This is a genomic window from Pseudomonas sp. TMB3-21, from assembly GCF_054898145.1.
On sequence record NZ_CM142718.1, the window covers coordinates 3612044 to 3625981 of the forward strand.

11 protein-coding genes and 1 pseudogene are annotated in these 13938 nt (G+C 61.0%); 5 read left to right on the top strand and 7 right to left on the bottom strand.

Annotated features, from left to right (window positions below; genetic code table 11):
* The first annotated feature begins 537 nt into the window (after window positions 1-537).
* A complete protein-coding gene (locus ACYZTS_RS16570) occupies window positions 538-1563 on the top strand; it encodes a UV damage endonuclease UvsE (RefSeq protein ID WP_461990523.1) in 1026 nt (341 codons plus the stop codon).
* 60 nt (window positions 1564-1623) lie between these two features.
* Here the strand turns inward: ACYZTS_RS16570 and ACYZTS_RS16575 are convergent, their stop codons facing one another.
* The 6 genes from ACYZTS_RS16575 to ACYZTS_RS16600 form a co-directional block, all read right to left on the bottom strand.
* Window positions 1624-2691, bottom strand: coding sequence for an alpha/beta fold hydrolase (locus ACYZTS_RS16575; protein ID WP_028624448.1), 1068 nt, complete (start codon window positions 2689-2691; stop codon window positions 1624-1626).
* A gap of 339 nt (window positions 2692-3030) precedes the next feature.
* Complete coding sequence (locus ACYZTS_RS16580) at window positions 3031-4044, bottom strand: proline racemase family protein (RefSeq protein WP_028624447.1); 1014 nt, start codon at window positions 4042-4044, stop codon at window positions 3031-3033.
* A gap of 57 nt (window positions 4045-4101) precedes the next feature.
* The gene (locus ACYZTS_RS16585; protein ID WP_028624446.1) at window positions 4102-4890 is read right to left on the bottom strand and encodes an ABC transporter permease; all 789 of its coding nucleotides are present in this window, start codon (window positions 4888-4890) and stop codon (window positions 4102-4104) included.
* Window positions 4887-5729 carry an ABC transporter permease gene (locus ACYZTS_RS16590; protein ID WP_461990527.1) on the bottom strand — a complete coding sequence of 281 codons (843 nt, stop codon included), beginning with the start codon at window positions 5727-5729 and terminating at the stop codon, window positions 4887-4889. Before ACYZTS_RS16590 ends, ACYZTS_RS16585 begins: the two co-directional genes overlap by 4 nt.
* A complete protein-coding gene (locus tag ACYZTS_RS16595; protein WP_461990528.1) occupies window positions 5726-6784 on the bottom strand; it encodes an ABC transporter ATP-binding protein in 1059 nt (352 codons plus the stop codon). Before ACYZTS_RS16595 ends, ACYZTS_RS16590 begins: the two co-directional genes overlap by 4 nt.
* A 15-nt stretch (window positions 6785-6799) precedes the next feature.
* Window positions 6800-7852: an ABC transporter substrate-binding protein gene (locus tag ACYZTS_RS16600; protein ID WP_461990530.1), complete on the bottom strand. Its 1053-nt coding sequence runs from the start codon at window positions 7850-7852 to the stop codon at window positions 6800-6802.
* 107 nt (window positions 7853-7959) lie between these two features.
* On the opposite strand from ACYZTS_RS16600, the gene ACYZTS_RS16605 reads away from it, so the two are divergent.
* The 4 genes and pseudogenes from ACYZTS_RS16605 to ACYZTS_RS16620 all read left to right on the top strand — a co-directional run bounded on the left by ACYZTS_RS16605 (window position 7960) and on the right by ACYZTS_RS16620 (window position 13232).
* A complete protein-coding gene (locus ACYZTS_RS16605) occupies window positions 7960-9015 on the top strand; it encodes a GlxA family transcriptional regulator (protein ID WP_461990532.1) in 1056 nt (351 codons plus the stop codon).
* 192 nt (window positions 9016-9207) lie between these two features.
* Window positions 9208-9822, top strand: a complete 615-nt coding sequence (locus ACYZTS_RS16610; RefSeq protein ID WP_461990534.1) for a biliverdin-producing heme oxygenase — start codon at window positions 9208-9210, stop codon at window positions 9820-9822.
* Window positions 9819-12068: pseudogene (locus ACYZTS_RS16615) on the top strand (ATP-binding protein). The gene ACYZTS_RS16610 and the pseudogene ACYZTS_RS16615 overlap by 4 nt, the downstream one beginning before the upstream one ends.
* Window positions 12069-12182: 114 nt before the next feature.
* Window positions 12183-13232 (top strand): NAD(P)H-dependent flavin oxidoreductase, encoded by a 1050-nt coding sequence (locus ACYZTS_RS16620; protein WP_028624439.1) that lies wholly within the window; start codon window positions 12183-12185, stop codon window positions 13230-13232.
* A gap of 73 nt (window positions 13233-13305) precedes the next feature.
* Here ACYZTS_RS16620 and ACYZTS_RS16625 read toward each other — a convergent pair whose 3' ends face one another.
* Entirely contained in the window at window positions 13306-13923 is a 618-nt protein-coding gene (locus ACYZTS_RS16625) for a nitroreductase family protein (protein ID WP_461990537.1), read from the bottom strand.
* Window positions 13924-13938 lie beyond the last annotated feature (15 nt).

A 13938-nucleotide genomic window follows, 5' to 3' on the forward strand; every position in this document is an offset into this window, starting at 1 on the left:
GCGGTTTTTCAGGGCAGCCGCGAGCGCCCAATTGACGACTGCTGCGCAGCCGGACGCAGGCTGCGCCAGCTGCTACAGGTCCTGTGTCGTGTCGGCATGAAGTGATCCTGCCCAGATGGCGCAGCCGCTGCTTTGCTTTGCTTCAGATCTTGATTTTGCTTTTGATTTTGACTTCGACTTTGATCTGCCCCGTCGGAAGGCCGAGCGCAGGTTCTGCGCAGTGGGCAACCCGGCAAGGATGCCGGGTTAGCTGCCGCCGGCCATGGATGGCCGATGGCAGCGGGCCCACGGAGCTGGACCGGAGCGAGCCACCGTACGTCAGGGGCGCAGGCGCTTGGTTACTTGGCGCCGGGCCGCGCAGGCTTTTCCAAGTAACCCGCCGTAAGGGCGGAACCAATAGCAGCCCTAACCGCAGCAACGGATATGTACACCGTCTGATGAGCCAGACTCATTAACCGGCGCATTGCCAAAATCGCTTGGAAAGTCTGCCTCATCCCGGTGTCTATTCCGAATCAAGCCTCACAACCAGGATTCCCCATGACCCACCCACGAATCGGTTTCGCCTGCCAGTTCAAGCATCCCGAGCGCGACCTTTCGCTCAGTGCTTTGAAACTCATCGAGAGCCCGTTCAACCCACGAACCACCACCCTGCGCTGGATGGACGGCGTCGAGCCACAGGTGGCTCGGGACCGTTTGCTGGAAGTGATCGCGCATAATCTGGAGGCGCAACTGCGCTTGCTGGCCTACGTCGCCGAGTTGCCGCCAACCTTGCGCATGCTGCGGCTCAGCAGCGATTTACTGCCGTTCTACAGTCACCCGAAAGTGGCTGCGTTCTATCAGGACCCGGCTATTCAAGATCAGCTCGCCGAGCGCTTCGCTGCCATCGGTACGCTGGCGCGGGCGGCGGACATTCGCTTGTCGTTTCACCCCGGCCAATACTGCGTGCTGGGTTCGGACAAGCCGAACGTGGTGGAAAACAGCCTCGCCGAGTTCGAATACCACGCCGACATGATCCGGATGATGGGCTACGGTCAGCGTTTTCAGGACTTCAAATGCAACGTACACATTGCCGGTCGCTTGGGGGGCGAGGGCATTCGGGCGGTCTGGCCGCGGCTGTCGGAAGTGGCGCGCAACTGCATCACCTTCGAGAACGAAGAGAAAACCTACGGCGTCGACGACTGCCTGCAACTGGCGGATCTGGCCCCGGTGGTGCTCGACATCCATCATTGCTGGATTAACGAAAACGACTACATCGCCCCGGATTCCGCGCGTGTGCAACAGGTCATCGACAGCTGGCGCGGGGTCCGGCCGACGATGCATTACTCGCAGCCCCCGGAGCGCTTGCAGGAGTTGGGTTTCGACGCCGACCGCAAGCTGGAAATGCCCGAGTTGCTGCAAGTGGTGACCAAGCGCGACCTCTACGGCCACAGCGCGCAGATGTGGAATCGCTGGACCAACACTTACGCACAGCTGTTCATGGATCGGTTCGACATCATGCTCGAAGCCAAGGACAAGAACCTCGCGGCGCTGGCCTTCTATAAAGAGTTCGCGCCCGGGGCGTGAAGCACAAAAAAAACGGCCCATCAGGCCGTTTTTTTATGTGGCGAGAAACTCAGGCAAGCCTTACAGGTGATCCGCATCAATCACCGCCTTGGCGAACGCCCGCGGGTCTTCCTGCGGCAGGTTGTGGCCGATGCCGCCGCTGATCAGGCGGAATTCGTATTTGCCGGTGAAGCGCTTGGCGTAGTCCTCGGGCGCCGGGTGTGGTGCGCCGTTGGCATCGCTTTCGAGGGTGATGGTCGGCACGCTGATGGACGGCGCCTTGGCGAGTTTCTGCTCGAGCGCCTCGTACTGGCTTTCACCCTGAACCAGGCCGAGGCGCCAGCGATAGTTGAACACGGTGATGTCGACATGATCGGGGTTGCTCAACGCCTTGGCGCTGCGCTCGAACGTGGCGTCGTCGAACGCCCATTTCGGCGAAGCCAGTTGCCAGATCAGTTTGGCAAAATCATGGGTGTTCTTCGCATACCCGGCACGGCCGCGCTCGGTGGCGAAGTAGAACTGATACCACCACTGCAATTCAGCCTTGGGCGGCAGCGGATTTTGCCCGGCCGCTTGATTGCCGATCAGGTAACCACTGACCGCCACCAGCGCCTTGACCCGCTCCGGCCACAACGCGGCGACGATGCCGGCTGAACGCGCGCCCCAATCGTAGCCGCCGAGCACCGCCTGTTTGATTTGCAGTGCGTCCATGAAGTCGATGACGTCGCTGGCCAGCGCCGCCGGTTGACCGTTGCGCAAGGTTTTATCGGAAAGGAAATGCGTGTCGCCATAGCCTCGCGCATACGGCATCAGCACGCGATAGCCCTTGGCCGCGAGCAACGGCGCGACCTCGTCGTAACTGTGAATGTCGTACGGCCAGCCGTGCAGCAGAATCACCACCGGGCCATTGGCAGGACCCGTTTCGGCGTAGGCCACGTCGAGCAGGCCAGCCTTGACGTGCTTGAGCGGGCCGAACGGGGAAGGGCTCGTATATGAAGCTTGCGCGTTATTTGCCGCGGGCTGGGCGGTCGCTGCGGTCTGCGCCTGGGCCACGCCGAGCACGCCGAACAGGGCGAGTGCGAGGATTGACGAGCCGGCCAAGTGCCGGCGAGTTTTATTGGGTTTGTTGTTCTGCAGTGCCGTTTTCATGTGAAGTCTCCGTTGCGAGCCAATGATCGAAGGGCTGACTGCTGCCCTTCAAACCTGGCGCCCATTTCAACGCGGTGACGTATCCGGGCTGTGTCGAATCCCCAGCCCGGTGAAAACCCATGTATCAAAATAGCAGCCATATACACACTGATACACCGCAGGAGCATTGCCGCACAAACCTGTAGCAGCTGGCGCAGCCTGCGTCCGGCTCGGGGCCGCGTGCGGACGCAGGCTTCGCCAGCTGCTACAGGGATCGCGCTGGCAATCGATCGGTTAAAACGGGGACCGCGCTGGCGATCGATCAGTCAACCAGGACCGCGGCGGTTGCCGCAGCGCCCATCAGTTAATAACAAACCCCGCGCCCACCGGATCATTGCGTTCGATCACCCAGCGCGAAGTGCCGAGGATGCTCGCCGTACCTTTGACCGTCGGGCGTACTGCGCGGGTGCCATTGAGGTCGACTTCGCCCAGCAGGCAGCCTTCAAAGGTGCCGCTACCCAACAACCCTTCGGACAGAATCGGTTGGTTCAAACCGAGTTTTCCCCGAGCCTCGAACATCGCCATCATCGCGCTGGTGCCCGTGCCGCCGGGCGAACGGTCGAGCTGACCGGCGCTGAACACGTGGACGTTCTTATAGAACGCGCCTTCGATGGTCGCCGGGTGCCAGAAAGTGATGAAGTTGAGGTCATTGATGTGCGCCTCGGTGGGGTGCTGGATCTTCAGTTGCCGGTTGATCTGGTCACGCGCCAGCAGGCCGAGACGCGACAGTTCGCTGCCGTTGTCGGGGCTGATGCGCAGGTCGCAATCGCTCAGGTCGATGATGCCGAAGTAGTTGCCGCCCCAGACCAGATCAGCCTTGAGGTCACCGTAGCCGGGCAGTGTGATCGGGATGTCCTGAGCGGCGACGTAGGCCGGCACGTTTTCAAAACGGGTCCACAGTACTTTATCGCCTTCGGAAGCGACCTCGGCCACCACCAGGCCGGCGGTGGTTTCGAAGCGGATTTTGGTGATGCCATCGGCACCGCGCGGCACCAGGCCCAGCGCGACCATCGCCATGCTCACGGCAATCGTGCCGTGACCGCACATGTGCGAATACACGCTGCCGTCCATGTAGATCAGGCCGGCGTCGAATTCGCTGCTCGATGGCGGCGTGAGGAACACGCCGAACATGTCCTTGTGGCCACGCGGTTCCTGCATCAGGGCCTTGCGCAACCAATCGTAGTTCTGCTCGAGAAAGGCGCGCTTGGCGAGAATGCTCGAACCGGCGGGGTAGGGAATGCCGCTGTGCACGATGCACAGTGGTTCGCCTTCGGTATGGGTATAGATGACATCGAACGTGTCTTGCATGCGCATGACTGAACTCCTGGCTGACGGGCGGATTTATGGCTATGTATGGCTGGAAGTGGACGGTTATTTGCGTTCTGACAAAAGGTCGAGACCGATACAGAGGTCGAGAATGATCACCGCGAGCACCACGACGATAATGGTCGCGCCGGAGGCGGCGGCGATGGTCGGGTCGACGGTGTACTGCACGTAGTTGAAGAGTTTCACCGGGATGGTGTTGAGGTCTGGCGTGGTGTTGAAGATCGACAGCTCGACGTTGATCCACGACGAGATGAACGCGAAGATCGAGCCGGTGACAATGCCCGGACGAATCTGCGGCAGCACCACCAGAAAGAAGGTCGCCCAAGGCGTACCGCCGAGATCGCTGGACGCTTCTTCCAGGGCGCGCTGTTCCGGCGTCAGCATCGACAGCACCGAACGCAGCACGAAGGGCGAAATGATGATGGTGTGGCCGATCAACAACGCCAGAAAACTGCGGGTCAAACCGAAGTAACCGCCAAATTGCAGCAGCGCTGCGCCGAGCACGATGTGCGGAAATACCAGCGGTGAGGTGAGCGCCGCGAGGATCGTGCCCTTGCCGGGAAAGTCATAGCGTGCCATTGCCAGCGCGGCCGGCACGCTGAGCAGCACTGCCACCAACGTCGCGACCAGGGCGAGCAGGGTGCTGGTGGCAAATGACGCCACATAGCTGGGGTCACCGAGCATTTTTGCGTACCAATCCAGCGTCCAGCCCTGCGGCGGGAAGGCCAGGAAGGAAGTCGCGGTAACGGACACGCCGAGGATCACCACCAGAGGCAGCAGCATGTAACCGAGCACGGCCCATGACACCAGTCTGACCAGCATTTTAGTGATCATTGATTGCTCCCCCGAATGCTGCCGACCCGTCCGGCCAGGCCGACCATGATCAGGGTGAAAATCAGCAGCACCACGCTCAGCGCGCCGCCGTAATTGAAATCGAAGACCGAGCTGTATTGCTGGAAGATCAGCATCGATAGCACCGAAATTCGTCCGCCGGACAGCAGCGCCGGGGTTACGTAAGCGCTCGCCGCCAGGGTGAACACCATGATTGAACCGGAGATGATCCCAGGCATGGTCAGCGGCAGCACCACGTGGAAAAACGTCGAGCGTGGGCTGGCGCCAAGGTCCTCGGAGGCCTGCTCAAATGCCGGGTCGACTTGCGCCAGCGCGTTACCGGCGGCGAGCACAATGAACGGCAGCAGGATGTAGACCATACCGATGAGGATGCCGAGTTCGGTGCCGAGGAAGCGGATCGGCGTTTCAATCAGGCCCGTCTCCAGCAGGCTCTGATTCACCAGGCCTTTGCGCCCCAGCAACACCATCCAGCCGAAGGAACGGACGATATTGCTGGTGAACATCGGCACCACCAGCAGAATCACACAGGCCCGGCGCCACGCTCGCCACTTGACCACGCGCACCAGATACCAGGCCAGCGGGTAACCGAGCATTAAGGAAATCAGGGTGGTCAGCGCGGCGATGCGGAAGGTCACCAGAATCACATCCCAGTGGTACTGATCGCCCAGCACGCGGATGTAGTGTTCGAGGGTGAACGTTTGATCGGCACCCTGGGTCAGGCTGGCGAAGATCACCACGGCGAACGGCGCCAGAAAGAACGCGGCGAAAAACGCCAGAGCGCCGAACAGCATTAACGCCGGAGCCAGCACCTGGCGTTTCATAGCGCTTCACCAATCAGGTGCAGGTGCGCAGGATTGAAGCCCAAGCGCACGCTGCTCCCCGTGACCAGATCGGCGCGCGGGAAACCCATCGTGCGCGCAACGATCGCTTGCCCGTCGATCAAGGCATGCACCAGCGTATGACTGCCGACGGTAACGATATCGGTCACCGTGCCGTGGATTTCGCAGGCGCGGCTGCTCGACGCATCCAGCACCTCCAGATGCTCGGGACGCAGCACAGCCACGCCACGCGGCAGCAGGTCTTTTGCCGGGTGGATAATGGGTGTGTGCCCGATGCCCAGACGAATCTCGCCATTTTCGCTGACCTGATAGCCGATCAGGTTGGCCTCGCCGATAAAGTCGGCGACGAAGCGTGAGGCCGGTGCGCTGTAAATCTCGCTGCACGCCCCGACCTGCTCGATGCGGCCGGCATTCATCACCACGATGCGGTCGGCGATGGTCATCGCTTCTTCCTGATCGTGGGTGACAAAAATGAAGGCGATGCCGAGCTTGGCCTGCAGGTGCTTGAGCTCGAGCTGCATGCGCTTGCGCAGTTTCATGTCCAGCGCCGACAGCGGCTCATCAAGCAACAGCAGTTTCGGTTGATTGACGATGGCGCGAGCCAGGGCCACGCGCTGTTGCTGGCCACCGGACAAGCCGCGAGGGAATCGCTCTTCCAGGGTTTCCAGGCCGACCATGGCCAGGGCTTCACGCGCCTTGAGCTTCGCTTCGGTGCGGTTGATGCCCTGACGGCGCGGGCCGTAGGCGACGTTTTCCAGCACGGTCAAGTGCGGAAACAGCGCGTAATTCTGAAACACCGTGTTGAGCGGTCGACGGTACGGCGGCAGGCGACTGACGTCCTGACCCTCGATCGCGATGCTGCCGGAATCGGGCTGCATGAAGCCGGCAATCGAGCGCAGCAGGGTGGTCTTGCCACAGCCACTGGGGCCGAGCAGCACGATAAATTCGCCTTGCTCGATCTCCAGGTGGATGTTGTCCAGCGCCTGGAACGGCCCGAAGCTTTTGCAGACGCTGTCGATGCTCAACAAAACTGACATTGCAGACCTCTTGAGCTAGTTTTTGGCGGTGACTTTGCGGTTCCAGTCGTCGGTTACGCTGGCGCGCTGGGCATTGATCTGGCTCCAGTCGAACAGCCGCAGGTTGTCAATCGAACCGCCGACACCCCAAGGCAACTTGCGCGCCACGTCATCCGCCACTTCGACGCCTTTCACCGCCGGCCCCAGGTACAGCTTGCCGGCCAGGCAGGACGCCGCTTCCTTGGTCAGCGCGGTATTGATGAACTGTTCGCCGGCCTTGCTGTTCTTCGCCCCCTTGATCAGGTGCAAGCGCGCATCGGTGGCCCAGGCGCCTTCCTTGGGAATGGTGAAAGCGATCGGTGCGCCCTTGTCGATCAAGTCCCAGGCGCCGACGTTGAAGTGCGCGCCAATGATCGCTTCGCCGCTCTGAAAAGCGTTGGTGGCAGCCCCCGAACTGTCAAAAAACAGCGCGGTGTCGAGTGCGCCCAATTTGCTGTAAAGCGGATCGAGATTTTTGCGGTCGATGCCCCACACGTCCGCCATGAAAAACACGAACGGCACCCCGGAGGAGTTGGCCGGCGAGGGCAGGGCGATGGCGCCGGCGTATTCCGGATTCCACAGGTCTTTCCAGCTGGTGGGCGCTTCCTTGATTTCCTTGGTGTTGTACGTCAGCCCAAGGGAATAGAAACCGCTGCTGACGGCGAAGGTATGACCGCCCTCGGCGTAGACCGCTTTTGCTTCGACGTTTTTCAGGTTGGGAATGGCTGCAGCATCAAGGTCAGCGATAACGCCGGCGGCGTAGGCCAGTTCGCTGATGCCGCCATCCATCCACGCCACATCAATGGTCGGGCTGGATTTTTGTTGCTGGAGTTTTGCCAGCGTGGTGGTCGACGTGCCGACTTCCGCTGCCACCGCAACACCGGTGGCCTGCGTGAAAGGTTCTGCAACACATTTAAGGAACGCCTCCCCCCAGTTGCCGCCGTACAACGCAACGGTCAGCTTTTGCGGTTCAGCCAGGACGGCGGGTGAGGAGATGCAGCCGGTAACCAAAAGAGCAGCGGTGATTTTCTTGCCTGTCTTCAGTTTCATCGTGTGTCCCCAGGGGCGTGGGTGGACGTTTCCCCTTCGTTGCATCTTGCTCGCGTCAGTGATTGGAGCGCTTGCACTGCGGGGCCTTAAAGTTGAATAGTTAGGTCATGCGCACACTCACTTCGACTCATCCGGACAATGCCCTGCCTGACTCGCTCAACGGCGCGTCGAAAGGGCGCCCGCAGCTGTCGATTGGGCTGGTCCTGCTTGATCAATTCACACTGGCCGCGTTTTCCGGTTTTGTCGATGTGTTGCGCTTGTCTGCCGACCTCGGTGGAGGCAGCCGGCAGATCCATACGGCGTGGCGGGTGATGAGTGTCGACGGATTGCCGCGCACCTCCAGTGCCGGAATCACCCTGGAAGTGTCCGGTGGCCTGGCACAGGACCTCGACGAGTTTGATTACGTGGCCATCTGCGGCGGTAACGACTACCTCAACACCCATTTGCCGAATAATCTGCGGGACTGGTTGCAGCGCGCGGCCAAGAGCCGCACACGCTTGCTCGGCATCTGCACGGGCACCTTTGCCCTGGCGCAGGCGGGCGTGGTCGGCAGCCGTGCGGTGTGCGTGCACTGGAACGTGCTGGATGCGTTTCGCGCACGCTTCCCCAAGACACCGGCAGCGGTCGATCATCTGTTTATCGACGAGGGCGACCTGATCACCTGCGCCGGCTCCACGGCCGCCATCGATCTGGGCCTGTATCTGGTGGCCCGCCATTGCGGGCGCGAAAAAGCCCAGCAGGCGGTGCGGCACATGATGTTGCAGGGCATTCGCCAAGGGCGGCAACCGCAGGCGCATTTTTACGCCAACCTGGCGGACATCAAGGATGAGCGGGTGCGCCAGGCGGCGCATTACATCGAACAGCGCATGGACAGCTTGCCGACGCTGGATGCCATCGCCCGGTATGTGGGCCTGGGAAGACGTCAGCTGACCCGGGCATTCCAGCAGTCGCTGGGTCTGTCGCCCATGGAGTTCCAGCGCTCGCTGCGGATCGAGTATGGCGGCTGGCTGCTCACCAACAGTCACAGCAGCATCACTCAGATCGCCATGGATTGCGGCTTCTCCGACGGCGCGCATTTCTCCCGCGAGTTTCGCAGTCGCTTCGGTGTGTGCCCGCGCCAATATCAACGTCAGCAACTGCCTGGCGTGCCAGTTGCTGATTGAAGGTTGGCGCCGTTTATCGGAGGGATAGTGGAATTTTTTGCCGCCGCTCGACTCAGAGCAAAAAGGAAACAGCGCCCTGAAATGTGAACGTCCGGTCAGGTTTTTTCTGCAAAACCCTGTTCCTGTGTACCATTCCTGGCTGATTTTCCTCCCCCATGGCCGTGATGAGGCCCGACCGCTAGAGCTCACTACATGCAATCAAAAGGCCGCAGCGTCGGTGTTCCGTTGGTGCTTCAAAATTTGCGGGCGCAAACCGCGCCCCTGCACATCGCCCTGGAAGAACGCCTGCCGTTTTTCTCCCCGGTGCTTGACCACGTTCACTATCAGCGACTGATCCAGGCGTATTATGGTTTTTACCAGCCTCTGGAACGACGTCTGCTGGATAGCCATCAAGTGCCGCCCGATTTCCTTTTGCCCGAGCGACTCAAGACCGCCACCTTGTACAGCGACCTGCTGGCATTGGGGCTGACCGAACGCAAGATCGCTGAACTGCCGCTGTGCCAGTCTTTGCCGGTGATCGACTCGCCCGCAGCCTGCCTGGGCGTTCTTTATGTGCTGGAGGGCGCTACGTTGGGCGGTCAGATCCTGCGTCGAGAAATCGCCGCCCGTCTTGATCTGGATGCGGCCAGTGGCGCGGCTTTTCTTGATGTTTATGGTGACGCAACTGGCCGACGCTGGCGTGAATTCATCGACTACCTGGCCACTTTCCCACTGGATGATGCCGCGCGGCAGTCCGTGGTGAGCGCCGCCCAAACGACATTCGCCTGCTTCGAAAGCTGGCTCGAGAGCACCGAGGTATTGTTATGAAGCGGTTGGACAAAGACGCTTTTGATGAACTGCTGGCCAATTGTGACGATGAACCGATTCGTACCCCCGGCGCCATCCAGCCGCACGGCGTGCTGCTGACCTTGTCGGAGCCCGGCATGTGCATCGTGCAGGTCAGCGCCAACGTCGAAACCTTGCTCGGCCAAGCGCCACAGGCCCTGTTGGGCTCGACCCTGGCTCAGCTCATCGGCGACGTCTATGCACGCGAGGTCGAGCAGGCCGCGCAGCATGAAAATCCACTCGACATCCCCAGCCTGTATTTCACCCTCAATGGCGCAGCGTTCGAAGGTTTCGTCCATCGGCACTAGGGCGTGCTGGTGCTGGAACTGGAAGTTCAGGCCAAGCCGGCGCAACCCGTTGTCGACGGCAAGGGCAATAATTTGGGGCGCATGCTGCAGCGTCTGCAAGCGGCGAAAACCCTGCAGGCGTTGTACGAAATCAGTGTTCAGGAAATCCAGGCGATCACCGGTTACGACCGCGTGCTGATTTATCGCTTCGAAGAAGAGGGTCACGGTCAGGTGATCGCCGAGGCGACGTCGCCGTCCATGGAGGTGTTTCAGGGGCTGTTTTTCCCGGCCTCGGACATTCCCGAACAGGCCCGCGAACTCTATCGCACCAATTGGCTGCGGATTATTCCCAATGCGGATTACCAGCCAGTGCCGCTGGTACCGAAACTGCGCCCGGACACCGGCCAGCCGCTGGATTTGAGCTTTGCCAGCCTGCGCAGTGTGTCGCCGATCCACTGCCAATATATGAAAAATATGGGCGTGTTGTCCTCCATGAGCATCTCGTTGCTCAAGGGCGATAAACTCTGGGGCCTGATCAGTTGCGGCAATCGCCAGCCGCTGCACGTGCCGCACGAATTGCGTAGCGCCTGCCAGACCATCGGCCAGGTTTTGTCGCTGCAGATCAGTGCCATGGAAGCGCTGGAAATCAGCCGCCAGCGTGACGAGAAAATTGAAGCGCTGGCGCTGCTCAATCAGGCGATGGTCGATTCACCAGACACGGTCTTCGACGGGCTGGCGGCGCAGCCGGCGGTGTTGTTAGCGCTGGCCAATGCCGGCGGCGTGGCGATCATCGATGACAACAAACTACATCGCTACGGCAACTGCCCCGAGCCGGACGACATTCGGGCGCTGCACAAATGGCTGCAATCGTCCTCTCAGCAGGTTTTTTCCAGCCATGAGCTGTCGAAGGTCTATCCGCCTGCAGCGGCCTTTGCGCAAGTTGCCAGCGGCGTGCTTGCGATGAGCCTGCCCAAGCCGGTCGACAATGGCGTGCTGTGGTTCCGCCCGGAAGTGAAGGAAAACATCAGCTGGAGCGGCGACCCGGACAAACCGCTCAACCTGGAAGATTCCGACACGGGGATGCGCTTGCGTCCACGCACCTCGTTCGAGATCTGGAAAGTGGAAATGGCCGGCATTTCCAACAAATGGAGCAACGGTGATCTGTTCGCGGCCAACGACCTGCGACGCTTCGCGCTGGAGTCCGATCTGGCTCGTCAGGTGGTGCGCGAACAGCGTGCGGTTCAGGCCCGTGATGATCTGGTGGCGGTGGTGTCCCACGATTTGCGCAACCCGATGACAGTCATTTCGATGCTCTGCGGCATGATGCAAAAAGCCTTCAGCTCTGAGGGTCCGCACACCTCGCGGCGCATCAGTCGAGCCATCGACACCATGCAGCAGGCGGCGGGGCGAATGAACACGCTGCTGGAAGACCTGCTCGATACATCCAAGATCGACGCTGGGCGCTACTCCATTACGCCGCAACGCATCGCCGTCGAAGAGATGTTTGAAGAGGCCGATTCATTGCTGTCGCCGCTGGCGATGGACAAGGACATCGAAATTTCCTTCACCTCCGAACCGCAGCTCTCCATCCATGGCGATCCCGAGCGGCTGTTCCAGGTGCTGTCGAACCTGGTGGGCAATGCGATCAAGTTCACCCCGCGCAGCGGCAGGATTGGTGTCGCGGCCATGTCAGCGGGGGACGAGATCGTCTTCAGCGTAAGTGACACCGGCGAGGGCATCCCGCAGGATCAGCTACCGCACGTGTTTGATCGCTACTGGACCGTCAAGGAAGGCAACCCTACGGGCACAGGGCTCGGTCTTTACATCACTCAAGGCATTGTCAACGCGCACGGCGGGCATATCGAAGCGCAGAGCGAAGTCGGGCGTGGCACGGAGTTTCGCTTCACTGTGCCGAAGTCGGGTCACTCGGCGGTTCGGTAAACTCCACTGCCCGCGAGGCCTGCATTGGATGCAGCGCATCGGCCGGGTCCGAGCACTGTGGCGAACACTCGTCGACCGGTTATGCTGCATGCTCTGACCCTTTCAGGTGATCCCATGTCCCGTTCACTGCTGTCCCTGCTGAACATTGAACTGCCGATCCTGCAATCGCCGATGGTCGGCGTGTCGACTCCCGCACTGGCCGCAGCGGTGTCGAATGCCGGCGGCCTGGGCGCGATCGGTATCGGTGCGAGCATCGTCGAACAGGCGCGGGCGATGCTGCGCGAGACGGCGGCGCTGACTGACAAGCCGTTCAACGTGAATCTGTTCTGCCACGCGCCGGCCGTTCAGGACGTTGATCGTGAAGCGCAGTGGCTGAAAGCGCTTGCGCCGTATTTCGCGGAGTTCGACGCGGCTCCTCCCGCTTCGCTGCGCGAGATCTACACCTCATTCGTTACCGATCCGGCCATGCTGCAGATGCTGCTGGAAGAAAAACCGGCGGTGGTCAGCTTCCATTTTGGTCTGCCGTCACAGGCAGCTGTGGATGCGCTGAAGGATGCCGGCATCGTTTTGTTTTGCTCGGTAACGAGTCTGGCGGAAGCACGTCTGGCGGAACAGGCCGGCGTGCATGCGCTGGTGGCGCAAGGGTTTGAAGCGGGCGGGCACCGCGGGGTGTTTGATCCGCAACAGGACGGCGAAATGGGCACCTTCGCCCTGGTGCGCGTCCTCTGCGCGGCGAGCTCGCTACCGGTGATCGCCGCCGGTGGGATCATGGACGGTGCGGGGATCAACGCCGTTCTGCAGTTAGGTGCGAGCGCAGCTCAACTGGGTACGGCATTCATCCTCTGCCCGGAATCATCGGCCAACGCGGCGTGGCGCGAAGCACTCAAAGGCCCACGGGCGCACCATACCCAAATTACCAGCGCCATCTCCGGACGGCCGGCGCGGGGCATGGTCAATCGAAACTTCAGCGATTTGCAAATCAGCGGCGCGAACGTGCCGGACTATCCGATTGCCTACGACGCCAACAAAGCCTTGAACGTTGCCGCCAGCGCGAAAAACAACAGTGACTTCGCCGTGCAATGGGCGGGGCAGGGCGCGCCGCTGGCGCGCGAACTGCCTGCTGGCGAGTTGGTGAGATTGTTGGCGGCAGAAATGAACGTCTAAGAAACGGCACAAACCCTGTAGCAGCCTTCGGCAGCTGCTACAGGGATTGTGTGGCTACGGATATTTTTGGCAATCACACAACACTTAATACCTGCGCCAACGGACGACGCGGTTTCTGCGGCCAGTTTTCCGGCAGCGGCTCCCCGACAGCCACCAGCATCACCGCAATCTCATCCTCAGCCAGGCCAAATTCCTCAGCCACCGCCTCGGCATCAAAGCCGATCATCGGTGACGAACCCAAACCCATCGCCTGCGCCGCATAAATAAGCGTGCCAGCGCCGAAAGTCGCTGTGCGAACCGCTTCATCACGCTGCCTCAGCGGCTGATCATGGTAGAGACTCTTCGCCGCGCCTTCCCAGCCAGGCACCATCTGCTCCGGCATCAACCCGGCCTCAACCGACGGCGCCAAGCGGTCAGGAATGGTTTTGTAGTCCGCCAACTGCCCGCACACGATGAACGTCACCGCCGCCTCGGTCACCTTGGCCTGATCCCAGGCAATCTTGCGCAGGCGCGCTTTCGCCTCGGCTGTATGCGCAGCGATAAAACGCCAGTTCTGCAGGTTGAACGCTGTGGGCGCGGTGGTCGCCAGGCGAATCAGCTCAACGACTTGCGCTTCCTCAATACCCCGCGAGGCATCAAACAGGTTGACGGTACGACGCGCCTCGATGGCGCTGATGATCGGGTCTTTCATCGCAAGTTCTCTCTA

Excerpts from the sequence above, each read along its gene's own strand:
- ACYZTS_RS16570 (WP_461990523.1), top strand. The coding sequence starts at position 538 with ATGACCCACCCACGAATCGGTTTCGCCTGCCAGTTCAAGCATCCCGAG.
- ACYZTS_RS16575 (WP_028624448.1), bottom strand. The coding sequence starts at position 2,691 with ATGAAAACGGCACTGCAGAACAACAAACCCAATAAAACTCGCCGGCAC.
- ACYZTS_RS16580 (WP_028624447.1), bottom strand. The coding sequence starts at position 4,044 with ATGCGCATGCAAGACACGTTCGATGTCATCTATACCCATACCGAAGGC.
- ACYZTS_RS16585 (WP_028624446.1), bottom strand. The coding sequence starts at position 4,890 with ATGATCACTAAAATGCTGGTCAGACTGGTGTCATGGGCCGTGCTCGGT.
- ACYZTS_RS16590 (WP_461990527.1), bottom strand. The coding sequence starts at position 5,729 with ATGAAACGCCAGGTGCTGGCTCCGGCGTTAATGCTGTTCGGCGCTCTG.
- ACYZTS_RS16595 (WP_461990528.1), bottom strand. The coding sequence starts at position 6,784 with ATGTCAGTTTTGTTGAGCATCGACAGCGTCTGCAAAAGCTTCGGGCCG.
- ACYZTS_RS16600 (WP_461990530.1), bottom strand. The coding sequence starts at position 7,852 with ATGAAACTGAAGACAGGCAAGAAAATCACCGCTGCTCTTTTGGTTACC.
- ACYZTS_RS16605 (WP_461990532.1), top strand. The coding sequence starts at position 7,960 with ATGCGCACACTCACTTCGACTCATCCGGACAATGCCCTGCCTGACTCG.
- ACYZTS_RS16610 (WP_461990534.1), top strand. The coding sequence starts at position 9,208 with ATGCAATCAAAAGGCCGCAGCGTCGGTGTTCCGTTGGTGCTTCAAAAT.
- ACYZTS_RS16620 (WP_028624439.1), top strand. The coding sequence starts at position 12,183 with ATGTCCCGTTCACTGCTGTCCCTGCTGAACATTGAACTGCCGATCCTG.
- ACYZTS_RS16625 (WP_461990537.1), bottom strand. The coding sequence starts at position 13,923 with ATGAAAGACCCGATCATCAGCGCCATCGAGGCGCGTCGTACCGTCAAC.